General features: G+C 43.2%; 14 protein-coding genes. 9 read left to right on the plus strand and 5 right to left on the minus strand.

Going from position 1 to position 18,226, the window contains the following annotated elements; genetic code table 11:
* Nucleotides 1-11: 11 nt before the first annotated feature.
* The 4 genes from HYN43_RS02560 to HYN43_RS02575 form a co-directional block, all read right to left on the minus strand.
* On the minus strand, nt 12-1,004 hold the full coding sequence (locus HYN43_RS02560) for a hypothetical protein (protein WP_119407962.1): 993 nt from the start codon (nt 1,002-1,004) through the stop codon (nt 12-14).
* A complete protein-coding gene (locus HYN43_RS02565) occupies nt 997-2,973 on the minus strand; it encodes a phospholipase D-like domain-containing protein (RefSeq protein ID WP_119407963.1) in 1,977 nt (658 codons plus the stop codon). Before HYN43_RS02565 ends, HYN43_RS02560 begins: the two co-directional genes overlap by 8 nt.
* A 25-nt stretch (nt 2,974-2,998) precedes the next feature.
* Complete coding sequence (locus HYN43_RS02570; protein ID WP_119407964.1) at nt 2,999-3,277, minus strand: hypothetical protein; 279 nt, start codon at nt 3,275-3,277, stop codon at nt 2,999-3,001.
* Nucleotides 3,278-3,364: 87 nt separating this feature from the next.
* A complete protein-coding gene (locus HYN43_RS02575) occupies nt 3,365-4,324 on the minus strand; it encodes a hypothetical protein (RefSeq protein WP_119407965.1) in 960 nt (319 codons plus the stop codon).
* Between the two features lie 550 nt (nt 4,325-4,874).
* Here HYN43_RS02575 and HYN43_RS02580 point away from each other — a divergent pair.
* From HYN43_RS02580 to HYN43_RS02595, 4 genes are all read left to right on the plus strand, one after another.
* Nucleotides 4,875-6,521, plus strand: coding sequence for a tetratricopeptide repeat-containing sensor histidine kinase (locus tag HYN43_RS02580; RefSeq protein ID WP_119407966.1), 1,647 nt, complete (start codon nt 4,875-4,877; stop codon nt 6,519-6,521).
* Nucleotide 6,522: 1 nt separating this feature from the next.
* Nucleotides 6,523-7,191 (plus strand): DNA-binding response regulator, encoded by a 669-nt coding sequence (locus HYN43_RS02585; RefSeq protein ID WP_162996272.1) that lies wholly within the window; start codon nt 6,523-6,525, stop codon nt 7,189-7,191.
* Nucleotides 7,192-7,266: 75 nt separating this feature from the next.
* Nucleotides 7,267-7,476 carry a hypothetical protein gene (locus tag HYN43_RS02590; protein ID WP_119407968.1) on the plus strand — a complete coding sequence of 70 codons (210 nt, stop codon included), beginning with the start codon at nt 7,267-7,269 and terminating at the stop codon, nt 7,474-7,476.
* Between the two features lie 11 nt (nt 7,477-7,487).
* The gene (locus HYN43_RS02595) at nt 7,488-9,107 is read left to right on the plus strand and encodes a TIGR04141 family sporadically distributed protein (protein WP_119407969.1); all 1,620 of its coding nucleotides are present in this window, start codon (nt 7,488-7,490) and stop codon (nt 9,105-9,107) included.
* 44 nt (nt 9,108-9,151) lie between these two features.
* Here the strand turns inward: HYN43_RS02595 and HYN43_RS30120 are convergent, their stop codons facing one another.
* A complete protein-coding gene (locus HYN43_RS30120; protein WP_162996273.1) occupies nt 9,152-9,298 on the minus strand; it encodes a hypothetical protein in 147 nt (48 codons plus the stop codon).
* Nucleotides 9,299-9,616: 318 nt separating this feature from the next.
* On the opposite strand from HYN43_RS30120, the gene HYN43_RS02600 reads away from it, so the two are divergent.
* The 5 genes from HYN43_RS02600 to HYN43_RS02620 all read left to right on the plus strand — a co-directional run bounded on the left by HYN43_RS02600 (nt 9,617) and on the right by HYN43_RS02620 (nt 18,224).
* Nucleotides 9,617-11,344, plus strand: a complete 1,728-nt coding sequence (locus HYN43_RS02600; RefSeq protein ID WP_119407970.1) for a DUF262 domain-containing protein — start codon at nt 9,617-9,619, stop codon at nt 11,342-11,344.
* An 8-nt stretch (nt 11,345-11,352) separates the two neighbouring features.
* Nucleotides 11,353-13,677, plus strand: coding sequence for a GmrSD restriction endonuclease domain-containing protein (locus HYN43_RS02605; protein WP_119407971.1), 2,325 nt, complete (start codon nt 11,353-11,355; stop codon nt 13,675-13,677).
* Between the two features lie 6 nt (nt 13,678-13,683).
* Complete coding sequence (locus tag HYN43_RS02610) at nt 13,684-14,112, plus strand: hypothetical protein (RefSeq protein ID WP_119407972.1); 429 nt, start codon at nt 13,684-13,686, stop codon at nt 14,110-14,112.
* A 67-nt stretch (nt 14,113-14,179) separates the two neighbouring features.
* On the plus strand, nt 14,180-17,665 hold the full coding sequence (locus tag HYN43_RS02615; RefSeq protein WP_119407973.1) for a DEAD/DEAH box helicase: 3,486 nt from the start codon (nt 14,180-14,182) through the stop codon (nt 17,663-17,665).
* Nucleotides 17,643-18,224, plus strand: a complete 582-nt coding sequence (locus tag HYN43_RS02620) for a hypothetical protein (RefSeq protein ID WP_119407974.1) — start codon at nt 17,643-17,645, stop codon at nt 18,222-18,224. Before HYN43_RS02615 ends, HYN43_RS02620 begins: the two co-directional genes overlap by 23 nt.
* The last annotated feature ends 2 nt before the right edge of the window (nt 18,225-18,226 follow it).

Below are 18,226 nucleotides of genomic sequence, written 5' to 3' on the forward strand. Positions count from 1 at the left end.
ACGTTAAGTTTCTATTTGTTAACCCCTAAGAAGTTGATAACCGTTTTCTGGGCCTCATCTTTTGAATTCGCGCAGGGGTGTAACTCAAAGTGTTTAACTCCGGATTGTTGTAACCAATCGCTCCAGAATAACTTCATAATTTCCACATCCGTGGGGTGCACTGTCGCAGATCCTGCGGCCGTAAGGGAACGATCGTACATCTCCAGTATAAGAATTTCCAGGTGTTTTAACCGCTCATTATGAACAGGTTTAATATGATAGGAGGGGTTCTTCCTGAAAAACTTTTGGAGGTCTGTACCGCCGGATGCGAGAAACGCATTCCGGAAACGATTGATGGTTTGTTGGCCAAGATCAAACCCTTTTCCAAAAATGCCAGCCTCGATATAGCCGTCTGTAGGCAGGATCAACACATTGCGAAAATGATTGACATAGACGATGTCGTTGTCCGCATCTTGAACTGGTTTTTCATCCGCGAATACATTCTTATCGTCAATTCCCTGATCCAGGTAAGTCCAGATATCCGCGCCGACATTATCTTTAATCGCTTTGTTATAAACACGGTCAAATTCCCGGTTCATACCCGCTATATCCTGAGCAAGGGTACGCTTTGGTGGCTTATCCATCATGATATAATTAATTCTGGCCAATTGGTTAGGGAATTTGCCCGGATCACCTAAATCAATGAGAAGCTTATCTGTGTGAACCCCGTACTGGCTGATTAAACCTTTATTGATAAAATCTACCAATAACCGGTCATGTTGGTTTTGCGATCGTCTGTAATTTAAGATATCGGGGTGTAACTTGCCACTGATTATCTGCAACAGTTCCAGGTCATTAAGCGGCCGTTTATACAGTTTTGGATTCACACGGTTGGAGAGATCAGGGGCGAAGGTAATATTGAAATGGGTAATGGTTAACTTTCCCTCGGCTTTTGAAAAACGGACAGGACTGCCTGTTGTTGAACCGATGAGGGTCAGGAGAATTGCAATGAATAACTTATACACCGGTATTGAATTTTACGCGTTTATCAATTTTGTTAGTTTGTAATTTTTCGTTTTGCCAAGCCATGGCGGTATCATAAGCTTCTGTGGTTTTCAGGGTAGCCCTTGCTACAGCGAATTCCGCGAATAAATAGTCATTCCATCCCTCCAGAAAAACGTTGATCCGGTCTTTTAATGCATCCACAGAAATAGGCAGGTTATCGGACTGAACATGCACCGTGTAAATGGCGGCGGTCTTTTCGATGGTATTGATATCCGTTGACAAATGGTCCTTATTTCGTTTAACCTCGCGGTTCAGGGCGATCGGCAAATCTGTTAGCTCATTTTCAGCATGCGTATCGTCAGCTTTGAGTTGAATCGCCTGTTTTTCTAAATCACTGGCTTCCTGCTTGAGTTGGGAAATATCAAGCTCATAGCGTCCGGTCTCTTCGCGCAGTTGCTTGATCAGTACCTGATTGCGTTGCATGAGGATGTCCGGGTTCCGGTCTTCAAACCCTTGCATCAATTTCTTGAAAACGATCTTGAATAAAAATAAACCAAAGGCCCCGAAGACAAACACCAGGTAAAAGTTAGTGTCTGTGAAGGCCAGACCCGGATGCCATTTCTCTGTGGTGTTACCGCTGAGGTAATTTACTTCATGTACTGCTTCGGTCACTTTAAAGGCAACCGCGCCGTCCAAAACTATTATACCCAAAATAAAACAGGCGACCTGCTTCCACACTTCACGGACAAAAGCCTCAATGACGGCGAATGCAAGCGGGATAAATACGAACAGGAATATGAACAAAGAGGCAGTTCCTCCTTTATGCAGTGCTTTTCCGAGCGCAGCGGGGTTAAATACCTGGACGGAAGCGCCCGTCATGGAGCCGGCCATTTGGGCGGCTTTGGCGTCTGCCACACTGAAAAGCAGGATGTATGCGGCTGAAGAATAAAAGACAAACAAATAGATAAGCAAGGCCAGACAAAATACGCTGGTCGGAATAAGTTCAAACCATTTGACCCGGGGAGTTATGAACTCCCGCTCCGCTGCTTTTATTTGTTCTTCAACAAGAACTTTGTTTTTAACCGCGGCCGGTACTTTTTCCGATCTGATGTCAGAGACATTCTTGTAAACGATGTCGATTTCTGCGGCTAAATTAGTACGGCGGGTCAGCAGTTTGGTTTTATTCAGTTCGTGTTCGCGTTCCAAATGGTCCAGGTGTTGTTGACTATTACTGTTGAGTAAATCGATCGTTCTGACGCGATGCTCTTCAATCCTGGCTACAAGTCGTTTCTTCTTGTCTTCTATTACATCAATGTCATTGATGAAAACAGAATAAACGGTGTCGAACGCTTTATAAAGAACCTGGTGATCACCCTTATTGGCTTTGCAACGCTCAAATCCCTGTTCCCGCAAAAGTTGCCGGTCGAAGCTCCCGATTTCGGCAGCAATCATCGTGTCGAGAACTTTTTCAAAATCGGTACCGACTTTGACAGGAATTTCTACCGGAATACCTTTAGGTTTTTCGGTCTTCAATGGTATCGGGTCTCCGAGTATCCGCGTTTTGATTGCGCCGAAGTTCTCAATAAGCGAATCAATGGTTTCCTGGTGATTGGTACTGATAATGCTTTCCTGGTTATTCTTTTTAGCATTTACCGTCCAGTTATAGGAACCATGAAGGGCGAGCCGCCGGTCTATCACGCAGAACTTTTGGTTCATGATGCCGTAGCCGCTGTTCTTGATTTTTTGAACATTGGCTCCTTTTGAGGAGAGCAGGGCGAAATCGAGCTTCTCATTTTCCTGGTTGTCCGCAATGATTACCTCTATGCGTACACCTTCCCCAAGCTTTCTGAGCAGAATGTTGAATAGCTCTTCATCTGTAAACCAGGCGGTGGCAATCAGTATTTCGAATTCGGCACTAAGAAGCTCCGTCTGGATCTTAGCGTAGATTTCTTTATTGTCATTGATGACTTGTTGATCGATCACTTCCATATTGTAATAATGATAAGGTTTAGGTTTATTGGCCGCTCCAAGTTAAAGGATCAGCAAGCTGAGCACAAAAAATCCGTTCAAGGCCACCGTTATGCTTGCTGATGACGCCTACTACCTGATCTAATACGGCATTCGTGCTTACCGCATGGTATTTTAATAAAGTAGTATTTGGTAATTGTTGTATTACGGAAGTATTGGTACCCCGGCTGACGCCGGTGATTGTTTCTACGTAACCGAGTGATAAAAGCTCCTTTTTAATTTCGGTGTGGTTCCTTTTGATATCGTATGTAACTATGACTTCCATCTCTTGAAATTTTGACCATTATGAGTGATTGTTAGCCAAAATTAAGGGAACGGCAAAGGAGTTTTTTACGGGAAACCGTAAAGGAAATTAATTGCTGATATGATAAACGTATTTTTTTAATATATGATCTGTCATTGGGAGTAAACGGCGGTTGGTATCCAGGGGAAAAGCTGCACTGTCATTGAAGAACTCCATTCTGCCTTTATAATTGGCATACCAGACTTTTCCAACGGAATAAGGAGTCAAAGTATCGGGGGTAGTGATCCGTCTGAAATGTTCTACCCATTGCTGGTTAATCGGATAGGATTGTAAAGCCGTCGTTTTATCGCATTCGACAGGTTCATAACGGTCATCATTCCATACCATACATTTTTCATGGCCCGTATATTCTTTGGTGCCTGTATGCCAGTATATATACCCACCGGCGCTTAATACTAAAAAGAGCACTGACACGAAGAACAGCATACGTTTGTTATAATACTTATGGCCTTGCTCTGAATCAGATTCTTCTTTTTCATCACCCTGCTTTTCAGTTATCTCTTTAGAAAGCTCTGCCGGAGGTGGTTCGGTAATTATTCCATTATCTTCTAAAGATGGTACATCCTGGCTCCCGGCTAGGGGTACGGTTCCTGTTTCGGACTCATTTTGGGATCCGGTTGCAGCTGTATCAGTTATTGTTTTTTTTTCGGGTACTTCCAGTCCGGGATGATAAGGGCGGGGCCTGTAATCAATGAGTAAGGCGAGCAGGTCTATATTTCTAATATGGGTTTTTACAGACCTATTTTCCAGTGCGCCCACGAGTGGCCTGAACGGGTCTGCCTTACGGTTTAAAAATGCGTTCCGATAGCCTGCTGCATCAAGTTTCTCACCGACAAATGAGCGTAATATTTTCTCATCGCCGACGGTCAGGCCCTGCTCGCAGATTTTAACGATCTCGGCCTTGATATTACCCGGGGTCGGTACCAATAATTCAGCAGGCAAAGGCTGTTTCAATGCTTTTTCATCGTAGTCCGCCAGGACCAAAAGCTTATATTCTGACTCAGACATTTCAAATTTTTTAAGGATAAATCTAAAACATTTTCTGGAAATCGATCCGCAATACTGGAAACACACCGGAAATATCGGAAATACCGGAAACGGTTGATATTAAGCCGGTTGGTTGACAGCATATTTGTCCAGGAAATCGATTCGAACGGTTTCTGTGAGTAAAGACAGCGGCAGTAGCTAACCGGCCAGGGAAGCGGGTACCTGCTTCCGCTGTTTAAGCTCTCACTTCCCCAAAAATGTAAGAGGCGCCTCTTACGCGGTTTGCAGGCCCGCACCAGAATTTGATTCCGGGGCGCTGCAGGATTTATCAACTCTTAAAATTTTTTGACAATGCTGAAAATTCTTTTGGCGTTATGGCTGGCTTGTGTCGGCCCGGCGCAACATAAATGTAATAACGGAAATAATAATCAAACAGTTACAACTTCAAATACTGATCCCACCGGCGATAACGGCCATCCGCCCCCGCCGCCCCCTCCTCCGGGAAGTTAGTATGAAAAAAATAAGGCAAACCAGGTTTGCCTTATTTTTTTTATTTTAGGGGTAAAAAACCTTGAAAAATCTATCACTTTATCTTTTGTTATTACTTGCCTTTACCGCGTGCCAGCAGCCTAAATCAAAACAGCTGGCTGATCCCTGGGCGGATTACCGTAAGGGATACAACTGGTTAAGTAAAAATCAGGATTCGGCTTTTTTCTACTTTAACCGTTCCGCAACTAATGCCACCGATAAATTTCAAGTCGCACTGGCCTATCAGAATATGGCTTTCATACAGGTTGACGCAGGTGATAACTATGGCGCGCAGGAAAGTCTGACATTATCTTTAAAATCCCTGGATGAACATAATCCTAAACATCAGAGTTATCTGGCAACGGATTATAACCAGCTTGGTATGACATTTTCGAATCTGAATGATCATAAGCGCGCGATCGATTATTATAAGATCGCACTGCAATACACCGAAGATTCTCAACTTAAACAGTATTTCTTGAACAATCAGGGTAACTCTTATAAGGACTTAAAGAAGTTCAGTGATGCAATTGAGAGTTACCGGGCAGCCCTGAAAATCGTTGGATATGAGGGATTGTCGTACGCCCGGGTGATCACTAATCTGGCAAGCACGAAATGGTTGCTGGACAAGCGGTATGATCCGGGTCCGGAACTGCGGGGGGCGCTGAGAATTCGGCTTCATGAAAATGATCTTCCGGGACAGAATTCCAGTTATGCGCATCTTACTGATTACTATACTGAGAGCCGACCGGATTCTGCTTTGATGTATGCCTTGCAAATGCTTGCGGCGGCGAACAAACTTCACAATGCAGATGACCAGTTGTACGCCTTGGGAAAGCTAATCTCGCTTACACCGGGTCTGGAAGCGAAAGCTTATTTTCTCCAGTATCAAAGAACCAGCGATAGTGTTCAAGCCCGGCGGAATGTAGCCAGAAATCAATTCGCCGTTATTCGTTACGAAGTCGAAAAAGCAAAAGCGGAGACCCTGGACCTGCTGCAGAAAAATAGCGAAAGGCGTTACCAGTTAATAGCGGTCATTACGCTTTCATTACTTGGAGCAATCGTGGGAATTTGGTTCTATAGGAGGCGTAAGCAACGATTACAAATAGAAGCGGAACGCAATATCCAGGATAGCAAACTGCGATTATCGCAGATCGTACATGATAAAGTAGCTAATGGTATCTATCGAACGATGAGTGAGGTCGAACACCAGCCTGATATGGACCGGATGAGCCTGCTCGATCAATTAGAGAAGATTTATGATGTATCCAGGAATATCGCCCATGATGAACCAGAATTGGCCATTGATTTTACGGAACGGATCAACACCATGTTATACGCTTTCAAGAAGCCAATGACACGTCTCGCTGTAACCGGAAACGAACCGGAGTTGTGGGAAAAAGCAGGTTGGGAAGTAAAGGAACAGCTCTCTCTTGTATTACAGGAACTGATGGTCAATATGAGTAAACATAGCCGGGCAACACAGGCGCATGTTGATTTCTCTGCTGTCGATGATAGCTTGTATATAGAATATCAGGACGATGGCATCGGTCTTGGCGAAAAGCAAAAAAAGGGTAAAGGGATGTCGGGTACGGTTTCCCGTATTGAGGCATTGCATGGTTCTATTAGTTTTGGCGCTGGGGAGGTTAAAGGCCTTCATGTTTCAATCCGGTTACCGATTACACACTAATATGCAGTTTGAAAATATTCTTATTGTCGAAGATCAGGACGTCGCGAATTTATCACTCAGAATAACGCTCGAAAGCTTGCAGCTTCCACGTCCCTTGCATAGTTATCACATTGATCATGCTATTGCGCTGTTGACTAAAGCAATTACGGATAAACGACCATTCGATTTATTGATCACGGATCTGTATTTTGAAGATGAACGTACCGCGAAACAATTGCCTGACGGTATGCAATTGATACGCAAGGCAAAGGAATTGCAGCCATGGCTGAAGATCTTGGTATTTTCTGCGGAAAGTAAAGTGATGGTCATTCGGCGGTTGTACGATGAACTGGGCATCGACGGTTACGTTCGCAAAGCTCGTGGTGACGCCAAAGAACTGAAGGATGCGCTTGAACAGTTCTCCCTAAACCGTCGGTTCTATCCCCGTGAATATAGATCGCTTGGGACCCAGGAAAACCAGCACCAATTTACTGAACATGATAAAGCGATCGTTCGCTTGTTGAATGAGGGCTATACACAACAAGAGATCGCGGATTGGCTGGAACTCAATAATATGCCACCTTATGGTTTAAGCAGTGTTGAAAAGCGTTTGAAATTCATGAGGACGGCGATGTCTTTTTCCAAAAATCAACAGTTGATTGGGTTTTGCAAGGATTTGGGCCTGATCTGACCAGTTTACGGTTACCCGGAAATATTGGCGATTACTATCTATTAGTTTTGAATACTTATCAATTATTAAAAGTACATGAAAACACTACTATTATCCCTGATTTTACTGTTGAATACAATCCCTAACCCTCCGACCACTGTTTACATCTGTAGCGGAGCTAAGGGTAAAAAATACCATTTGCGGAATGATTGCCGGGGCTTGAGCCATTGTCAGCACCGCGTTTTAAAAATGAGCTTATCCGATGCTGAAAAGGATGGCCGGACACTTTGTGGATTTGAGAAATAGAACATACCGGCATGGCAAAACGATCGGAAGAAGTATCCAACAAACTCAAATTATATCTTATTAAAGATGAATATAACGAGTTTGATACAGTTGTAAAAGATCCCAGTTCACCAGGCTTACACCGGGCGGTTATTCCAGGAGTGGGAACCCTGTATTACAAAGATTCATATGCCCAAACACCTGCCTGGATCGGTGACTTTTTCTGCAACCACGAGGCTATAAATCCCAGTGCATTTAAGGTTGCGAATACACAAGCTGTTTTATTGGTCAAACTCAAAGCTGGCAAAACAGACCGCATCTTCGGTATTCCATTCGGAATGGGACGACATTTAATGAAGGAACTGGCGGTAGAAAGCCGGTTTGGGCTTATCACCACGTTAAATGTGATAGAGGCAAGCGCGATCAGGAGCGTAGGTAAGCGAACAATATCATCCAATCCTAAGATCAGCATTGAACAGATTTCAAGGGCAAGCGGGACAGATGATTTTCAAATAAATATTGAGCGGGACCTGATAGAATCAATTGCCGGCGCGAGCGCTTATCAGGATTTTGGAAAGGTAATTTCCGGGAAAGACGCGCTGAGCGTTACGGCAAAAGCAGATGTAAGGAACATCGGGGATTTTTTAAAAAAGGTATTTGATATTTACAATAAGAAGGACTATACCAAAGAATTCAAATGGATCGATCAGATCCGGGAAGTTAAAGATCAGCAGATACTTTCGATTTTAAACGGTTTGCTGATCAGTGGTTTGAATGGAACTACCCGTGTTGATGCCTGGCTGGCTATCCCCGAGATCATCGATTGGGCCGATTTTAACGGGTTTAAGTATTCTGCCAGGAAAAAAGACGACCTCATAGAAGATCTTGATATTGAAGATTACCTTGCCGAGAAAGCCGGAACCCCGGTTACCATCGAACAGCTGGAGAACGACGTGATCAGTTGTTGGAAGGAATCCAAAAATAACTATAACCATAGCTGGAGTGTTTTTCAATGTTTAAATGCAGAGGTTCGATATAATAAGGAATTGTATTTTTTAGATAAGGGAAAATGGTATAGAATTGAAAGTTCGTTTGTTAAACAGGTAGAAGAGGAAACCCGGTCTGTCAAACATTACCCTAAAAAACTCCCTGATTTTGTCCATCAGGATGAAAATGATTACAATAATCATTTAGCCCGAACGCTGAATGCTTTATGCCTGGATGCGAAAACAATTCAGTATGGAGGAGGTGCGAGCAAAATAGAAGTCTGTGATGTACTCAGCGATGATGCTGTCTTTTTTCATGTAAAAAAGTATGGCGGCTCCGCGAACCTGAGCCATTTGTTTGCACAGGGATATGTATCCGGTGAATTATTTATAACGGACGAGGGTTTCCGAGAGGCAGTAAGAAAGAAATTTTCCCTAAAAGCGCCTTATGATTTATTGTTCCCAAAGCAAAGGCCTACTGCATCTGAATACAGTATCGTGTTTGGCATCATTACAACATCAACCAAACCGCTTAATCTGCCGTTCTTCAGTAAAGTTACCCTTAGGAGCTATAAACGGATTTTAGAGGCTTTTGGGTTTAATATATATCTGGCGCAAATTCGTAATTGTAAGCCCAAGACCAGGAAAGCAGCATTAAAAAAATAACCCGTTAGGACATCTAACGGGTCATCAAGGTAAACCGATATTATTTACCTGCCTTTGGGTTTTGCCGGATTGTGTTTTGGCAAAGTTGGATGTTTTGGCGCGTTTGGCAGATCAACATGACGTCTTCTGTCGTCAGTACCATCATCCTTTTTAGGCTTAGGGCCTGGTTTAATAGCTTCTGTTTTTTCCATGTTATTATTTTTGATACAAGGATAGTTAAGCTGGTTTTTAAATATTTACGGTTTCCCGGAAAGCTGATGTAAAAACTAATATGATTTAGCAAATACGACAGGATAGAAGACAGATCTGCGACACTGGAGAGCAAGCCGTGCAAATGTGTGTGTTAATCTTTTAAATTATTAGATATTATCTTTTTTAAACTAGCGCAACCTGATTTCCTATGATGCCAATGTATTATTGGTAAATATTATTTTTTAATCTGAATCGAAAATAAGATTAAGATTTATTATGTTTAAACACTTAATAACAACCTTGCACAATTACTTCATATGAGCGAAAGTAACCTTCGGCTTAGGCCGGTTAATGACCTTCTAAAAGATTCTTTTATAGTTCCCGATTACCAGCGCGGATACCGCTGGACCCCCAAAGAGGTAACTGCGCTTCTGAATGACATCTGGTCCTTTTTTACTGAAAATCAAAACTCCCGCAAGGAAGTGTACTATTGCCTCCAGCCTTTAGTGGTTATCGAAGACGATGGAAAATGGATTCTGGTCGACGGCCAGCAACGGCTGACCACTATTTATTTAATCCTGACTTATCTGAAGGATGGCCTGTTGTTCCTCGGGAAAACGAAATACACCCTTTCCTATGATACACGCCCGGGAAGTGAAGCTTTTCTCAAGCAGTTGAACGAGGCTGAAAAAAACGATAATATCGACTATTTTCATATGTGGGAAGCTTATAACGCCATCGGAAAATGGTTCGATGGACAGGATGGCAGCGTTCGTTACGCTTTGTTGAACACGCTGCTCAGTAATGACGAGGTCGGCAAGAATGTGAAGTTCATCTGGTACGAGATCGATCCTGCGGAAGCGGTATCTATTTTTACACGGATCAATATGGGCAAGATCCCGCTGACCAACGCGGAACTGATCAAAGCGCTTTTTTTACGGAAAGATAATTTCAGCGAGAAAGAACGCCAGCATATTTATGCCAGGCAACTGGAGATCGCTTCTGAATGGGACCGCATGGAAAATACGCTGCAGAAAGATCCTTTTTGGTATTTCATTCATGACAACAGCACCAAATACGATACACGGATCGAATTTATTTTTGACCTGCTTAAAGGTAAAATGGCTAAACACGATGATTACCATACCTTCATCGAATTCAGTAAGGATTTTGAGAACCAGGGTATTGGACCGATCTGGATGACGGTCAAAAGGTATTTCATGACGCTGGAGGAATGGTACAATGACCGTGTTCTCTTTCATTATATAGGCTTTTTGATCATTACCGGTTCCAAAATCTCCGATTTGTTCGATCAATCCGGCAAATTGACCAAATCGGCATTCAAGGATTTTCTCAAAGATAAAATCAGGGAAAAGCTCGATTTAGGTGACTTGGAAGAGATCACTTATTCCCATACCGGTAAGGTCAGGAACGTTCTCCTTTTACATAACATCGAAACGATTCTGCAGAATGAAGGGTCCAACGTCCGGTTCCAGTTTGACGAATTCAAAAAACAAAGCTGGGACATTGAGCACATTAGTTCTGTTGCATCTGAAATGCCTTCATCTGGTAAAAGCCGCCGGTGGATGGAAAACGTTCGCGATTATTTTACCGGTAACACGGTATTCGATCACTATGAAAAGGGCTCGCCCGAGATCAATGAAATAGTCAATCAACTCATTAACCTGCTGCAAAAAGAATCCTATAGTGATAAAGAATTTGAGTCTCTTTATCATCGCGTGATCGGATATTTTAAAGAGGGAGACCAATCGGAAAGTAGCAGCGGCAGTTCACTGACCCATTCCATCGCTAATCTGACCCTCCTGGATTCATCAACGAACAGAAGTTACCAGAACGCAGTATTCCCGGTTAAAAGGAAACAAATCCTTAAAAATGACATCGGGGGGCTCTTTGTACCTGTCTGCACAAAGAATGTTTTCCTGAAGTATTATTCTGATGAATTGAATGATGTTATGTTCTGGCAAAAAAGTGACGCCAGTGCCTATTTGGCTAATATGAATGAAGTCCTTGACTATTACCTGTAAACTGATCCATGGAAATTATAGAACCTGCGGTTAATACCGCTACTGGTGAAAAAGTTGTTTTCATCAATCTTTTTAAAGAAAAAAAATACATTATCGAGGTGCCCATCATCCAACGTGATTATGCGCAGGGGCGCACCTCTAAAGAAAAGATCCGCACTACTTTCTTAGATGCGCTTTTTATCCACCTGGACAAGCGCCTTCCTATTGACTTGGATTTTGTTTATGGAACAGTAAGCGGGACTTCTGAAAAATCGGATAAATTTATTCCGCTTGACGGCCAGCAGCGGTTGACTACGTTGTTTTTGTTGCATTGGTATCTTGCGCATCTGGATGGCTGTTTTGGAGAATTTAAATCGATCCTGCTCAATGATGATTTTTCCCGTTTTACTTACGAAACGAGGACCAGTTCACGGGAGTTTTGTAACGCTTTATTAATACACGAATTGAAGTTAGCAGAACTTCTTCCGCATGATGATCAAAAGTTTAACGGGCTTTCGAAAACCATCCGCAACAGCGCCTGGTATTTTCTGTCCTGGAACGATGATCCAACAATTAAAGGGATGCTCAATATGCTGGATGCAATTCATCTGCGTTTTGGTGAAGCTTCCGGTTTTTATAAGCGCCTTTCGGATACCGAAGAACCCTTGGTTACTTTCCAGTTCCTGAACCTCCGGCATCTGGAAATGACAGACGACCTTTACATCAAAATGAATGCGCGCGGGAAGGCGTTGACTGATTATGAAAATTTCAAGGCGCAGTTCATCAAATTTCTCGAAGACATCCATCCATCGATGCACCAGGACTTTGCCCGCAATATTGATGGCCGCTGGTGCGACCTCTTTTGGGATTTTTCCGTAAAAGATGGTAAGGCCAAGGGTATGGACGATTGCATCATGAATTATTTTGATTTCATTTCGGAGATGTTGTTTTACCGCACAATGAGCCTGGAAGGCGTAACTTACGATTTTACTGATTTTAAGGTAATTGAAACGATATATGCGGATGAGGCGAATGTCAGCTTTCTGATGCGTTCACTGGATCTGTTTTCAAAGGGCAGCTCGGGTAAATTCAAAGATAATATCGGTGCTTTTTTTGAAGCGGTTTTCTCACCTGGCTATAAGGAGGCCAGGGTCGCATATTTTGACAGCCAGGTCAATTTATTTGAAAAACTGATCAATACTGAACAGGTACTGGCTCATGCCGATAAGCTCTTGCTCTATGCGATCATCTATTATTTTCTCCGGGAAAAGGAACCGGCACTCGATAGCTCAGACAACCTGAAGGATTACCTGCGGATATGCCGGAATTTCATTTGGAAGATCAATCAGAAAGGCAACAACAAGACCAAAGATATTTTTGTAAGTGACCTCCGTACGTCTTTTTACCAGGAAATCATGCAAACCTGTGAACTGGTATATGACGAGGATGTTTACCATGGACTGCTGGATAAAGAGAACGGCTTTAAATACCGGAAGGACAACATACTCGCAGAGATATTCAAGGCCCGAGTCATATCAGACAAGCCGGTAAATAAAGTTTTCATCCACCGGCTGGAAGATCATCATTATTTGAAAGGCGATATGATCAATTTTGAAGAGCTGCTTTCAGGAGACGACCTTGCTTATGTGGCAGAAACTTTTTATCAGATCTTTGGAAAGATTCCCGATGACCTGGTTATCCGGAGTATGCTGGCGGTGGGTAACTACCGCGTCTATATTGGTCCGAGTTATTTTGGCGGGCTGTACTTTTTCGGCAAGGGTGATAAATGGCACCGGGTGTTGACGACCAAGGATGATGACCGTGTTAAGAAGGTTTTGAATAATTATTTTAACCTGATTAAAATGTGCAGAAAGGAAACCATCGAAGATAAGCTGGAAGAAATCACACAAACCGGCCTAAAGGCAAAGCGTGCTGCATGGATCAAGCTTTTTCTGAAATATCCCGGTATCACCCGGACCTCACACAATATCTTTGCGATCCGTGATACCGATAGTTTCGAAATCGTACGCCTGGGCAGCACCTCACTGAGGGGTTACCACGTGAATAGTATCATACACGAAGTAATCACATCCGGCAAATTAGTTTCCGAGCCTAAAAATAACGGTTGGGCTGCGGACAGCGAAGAAAGCTATATTCAGTTAAAATATTCGAGCTACATGCTGCCGCGAGGCGATCACTGGATGATCGATGGCCGTTCGCAGGATCTGAGTGATCTGGCAAGGCAGTTTTCCCTCAAACGGATCGGTGACGTTAATCAGTTTAAACTTTTTCCTTCTGATGATAGGGATATGATAGAAACAGGGATCGATTTTTATAACGCAGTGTATCAATAATACCGGATGACAAGAGCTGAACTTAAAAAGATATTCGATGGTAAAAAAGAATACCTGACCAAGCGGGGAGTTTTGGTAAAGGGATTCAAGCTGACCACTTTCACCATGTTTGAGGATTGGTTTAACCTGGAGATATTTGAGCAAGGATGTCACTACTGCGGATTGAAAAATGAAGAATGTTACCGGTTATTTTTGTTAAGGCCTTACGCTACCCGGAATGGAAAACGCGGGCGGAGGCTTGAACTGGACCGCATGAGCCCACTTCTGGAATATGATGAACTGCATAATATCAGATGGTGCTGCTACTGGTGCAATAATGCGAAATCGAATTTCTTCAGCGAAGCTGAATTTCGTCCGGTCGCAGCAGAAATGGGTAAGGCTTTACGAAAGGTATTGGAAACAGAAGCCGCAGGGCAATTAGGACAACTTGCCTGATTGGTAAATAACGTAAATTTTTCCCTTGTATCTGCAGAAATAACAGACCTGAACTATTGCAATTTTAATGAAGAAGTATACAGCGAACTATACCTATACGAACCCAAACTTCGTTATCCAGAACCTGGTTGAAATGCCTGTCAGGTCGGAGCTGCTGCCTTTATTATATGTGTTGAAGAATATCCTCCAACGCGGCTTCCCGACAACTCTTTCTCAATATCTTCAGGGTAAACTTGGTGCGATACATGACCTGCCAAACTTCGCGGACCGGTTCCTGTTTGCCAGTTGTGAACTCCCCGAATGGAAGGAAACAATCAAGGGTGATAAGGAAAGTAATTATTTTCCGGCTAAGGATTTTTTTGAAAAGATCATTCCTATCCATTTTGGGGAATTTGCATTTGTAAAATCCCTTATCATACCTGAGATCGGAATCAATGATCTTGTAGGTGAACATAACCCTGATTTTACCAATCAACAGGTAGACTTTTATCTTCCACAGGCGAAACTTGTTATTGAAATAGACGGACAGCAACACAAAGCAGATAGCCTGACCCGCGTATCAGACGTTACGCGAGATAATTACTTAAACGGGAAAGGTATCCAGACAATCCGTGTCACGACGAATCAGCTCCGGAATCATACTTATCACGCTAAGATCGGGGAAATCCTGGACCGCTTGAGGCGGTATGAAAAACTGCTCAATTATTTTAGGGAGGCTTGTCATAAGCATGAAACCAATACGATTTCCGAAGAGGAAAGGCTTACCAAACTCCTGCCGACTGCCGTAATCCGATTCCAAGTGCTTTTACTGGAATTGCTGATTAATAATTACCTGGATTTTACGGAAACCTGGAGGTTCAATATCCTGGTAAAGGAGGATATCGATGATTTTGCTGAACTGGCTGTCAGGGATCTTTTCATTTGGATAGGTCAGCTATACCGGCTGAAATACAAGCAGGAGCTGAAGACGCCGGATTTGGAGATCGGTATCGTAAAAAATAAGACAGATTTTAAGGCTGCAACAAAAACGATAAATATTGATTTTTCGCTTTTCAATAAGTACACGGATGAGAATCTGAATAACCCTGATATCCTGTACGTTAGGACGGATTACTTCGATATAGTCAGGGAGAGGAATTATTTCAGGGTAAGCACAACCGATCCGGTCAATTATGGGATAACCGACGAAGATAAAAAGACCCTGGAGTTTTTTCTGTTTAATATTTTTGGCAAACAATCCTTCCGGGAGGGTCAATTCCCGATCATTCAAAATGCGCTAAATCGCAGGGACACGATCGGCCTGCTGCCGACAGGCGGCGGTAAATCCCTGTGCTATCAGTTGCCGTGTATACTCCAGCCTGCCGTTAATTTTGTGGTTTGCCCGATCAAATCGCTGATGGCTGACCAGTTCGAAAATTTATCGGCTATGCTCATCACGAATGTCGCGCATATCAACAGTGATTTGCCTGCTGATGCCCGCAGGGCGATCGAACTGGATTTTGAAAAAGGCAGGTTCCTTTTTGTATGGATCTCTCCTGAAAAATTTCAGATACCGTCATTCAGGGATAAGATAAGGAGCATTAATGCCAATTTTTCCATAGCCTATGCCGTGGTGGATGAGGTGCACTGCCTCTCTGAATGGGGGCATGATTTCAGGACCTCCTATCTGAACCTGGCCAGGACCATAGATAAGCTAAGTCCCAGGGATGAATCGGGGGAAGGGACCATTAAATTTATCGGATTGACCGCGACGGCTTCAGTAAACGTATTGAAGGATATCAAGATCGAATTTTCAAGGCAGAAACAACGGCTGGCAGATGAGAATATCAAATCGCTGCTGGACTACAGCAGGAAAGAACTGGTCTTCGAGGTGATGGATGATTTTGGCAATAAAAGCAAACACCTGCAGGATTTACTGAAAGAGTTGGTGGACGGTGAACATTTGACCGAAACCACAGACAAGGCCGGAATCGTCTTTACACCTAACGTAAACGGGGCATCCGGGTGTTATCAGATCTCCAATTTCTTAAATACGCTGTATCCTCATAAAAGTAACTGGTTCGCGGGGGACGTCCCTAAAGTGGATGAGTACGATAACAAGGGATACAAGACCGGACGGAAGATCCCCGTCATGAGTACGGAGGATTTCAAAACCCACCGCGCGAAGGTCCAGGGCGACTTCAAGAAGAATGTCTTTCCGCTCATGGTAGCTACCAAAGCGTTTGGGATGGGCATTGATAAATCCAATATCCATTACACTATTCATTATGGCCTGCCGGGATCCGTGGAAGCCCTTTACCAGGAGGCCGGGAGAGCAGGCCGCTGGGATAAAAGAAGAACGGAGAATGCCGGGCTAAATGGAAAATGTTTTGTGCTGTATTCGAAAGAAACGCATGATGACGAACGCGTCCAACAGCTTTTTGACAAGGATACCAAGTTCTCTGAGATGAAGGCGATTACAGAGGAGGCTGGCTTTGCCGGTAAAGATATTCTTAAGCAGGTTTTTTTATTTATTCAGGGGCAAAATGACATCACCGTGGACTTCAGGATCACTCTTGAAGTGCTTGACAGGTATTACAAGCCGGGGATGAAAAAAATGATTTTTTGGGACGATGCCTGGGATAACCTACATATCCGTAGCGAGGCACTGCAAAAAGCGATCTACAGACTTAGTTTATTAGGGATCGTTGCGGATTGGACGACTAACTTTATCAACCAGTTCGAGGTCGACTTTAATGTTTTTAGTGATGATACGCTTCTCCATTATGTGGCGGGATATATTAATAAATATGAACCGTCCCTAGACGTACCAAGGGAGATCAGGGGTGTTCAGAAGGCCAGTATTTTAGAACAGTCGTTGTGGTTCCTGTTACGTTGGGTTTTTGAAAATATTTCCTATAACCGGAAGCAATCCCTGAAAACCCTCATGGATTGGTGCAATAGCTTTGAAAACAATGAATCTTTTAAAAGAAGGATCGACAGTTATTTTATCTTTTCCGAAGTAACATTTATCCTTCAGCATATTTCGGAGAATCCACTTGATTTTGACCAATGGTTTGCAGCACTCAGCATTGTGGTCCGCGGAAGCCAAAATGAGGTGCTCGAAACGATATATTTACCCGGGATCAAAGATCGCGTCATGCGGCTGGAAAAATTCGGGAACCTGCGGGACGGGATCAGCCGCTTTCTGGAAAGTTACAGGAACAACGCTGGGCTGAATTTTTTAAGCGGGATCGTCCGCCTGTTCCTGAACGAGTACCAAGACACTGACGGAGGCGTGCGCTTTGAAAGCGCCGTAGCCTTTATCCAAGAAAACTTTCGGCTGGACGAGCAGGAAAACATTCTTGCCAAAATCCTGGATATTGGCCGGAATATGGATGAGGTTAATCAGGTGGAGTTATGTGGGTCTTTGACTAAATTTTATCCTGAGCGGTTGGAGTTTTTTGCGGAATACTTTGACTTGCCTTATCTGCTGACTGAAAGATACGAACAACTGTTACGAAAGATAAGAAAACTGAATACAACCTTACATGAGCAACTTGCAGAAATTTGATGACACCATCAGCGAATTCACCAAAGAAGTCGGAAAGCTTAAAGATGTGTCCCTGGCTTATCAGAAAATAAAGGAACTGACCATTAATTATGGGCAGATCGCCAAACAGTTTGATGCCAATAGCCAGGAATTAGGGGAGATCAATGCGCTTTTTGCCAGGCAGCATGAGAAGCTCAATGAACATATCGCTGATCTGATCGAGGTGCAGAAAAAAGGCAGACAGGAATTCAATAAGCTGTTTACCGAAAAGATCGAACTCATTCGTAAAGACAATAAGAGTTTTTATACAGATCTGGAGTCAACAGTCAAGATCAAACTGGATGATAATAAATCTCAGATTAAACAACTGATCGAACATGAGCGCTCCCGGATCAAAGAAATATTTGAGCTTGAGTTTGCCAGGAATACTCAGGAATTAAAAAAGCTGATCCAAAGCCAGTCGGAAGAACAGATCAGGAAATTAATAGCTGGGCAGAATGTTATCAAGTATTCTGTTTGGGCTGTTATGGGGCTTATCTCTGTGGTTATTTTGCTAATAATACTCAAAATACCTGCTTAGCT

The sequence above is a fragment of the Mucilaginibacter celer genome (assembly GCF_003576455.2).
Taxonomy (GTDB): Bacteria; Bacteroidota; Bacteroidia; order Sphingobacteriales; family Sphingobacteriaceae; genus Mucilaginibacter; species Mucilaginibacter celer.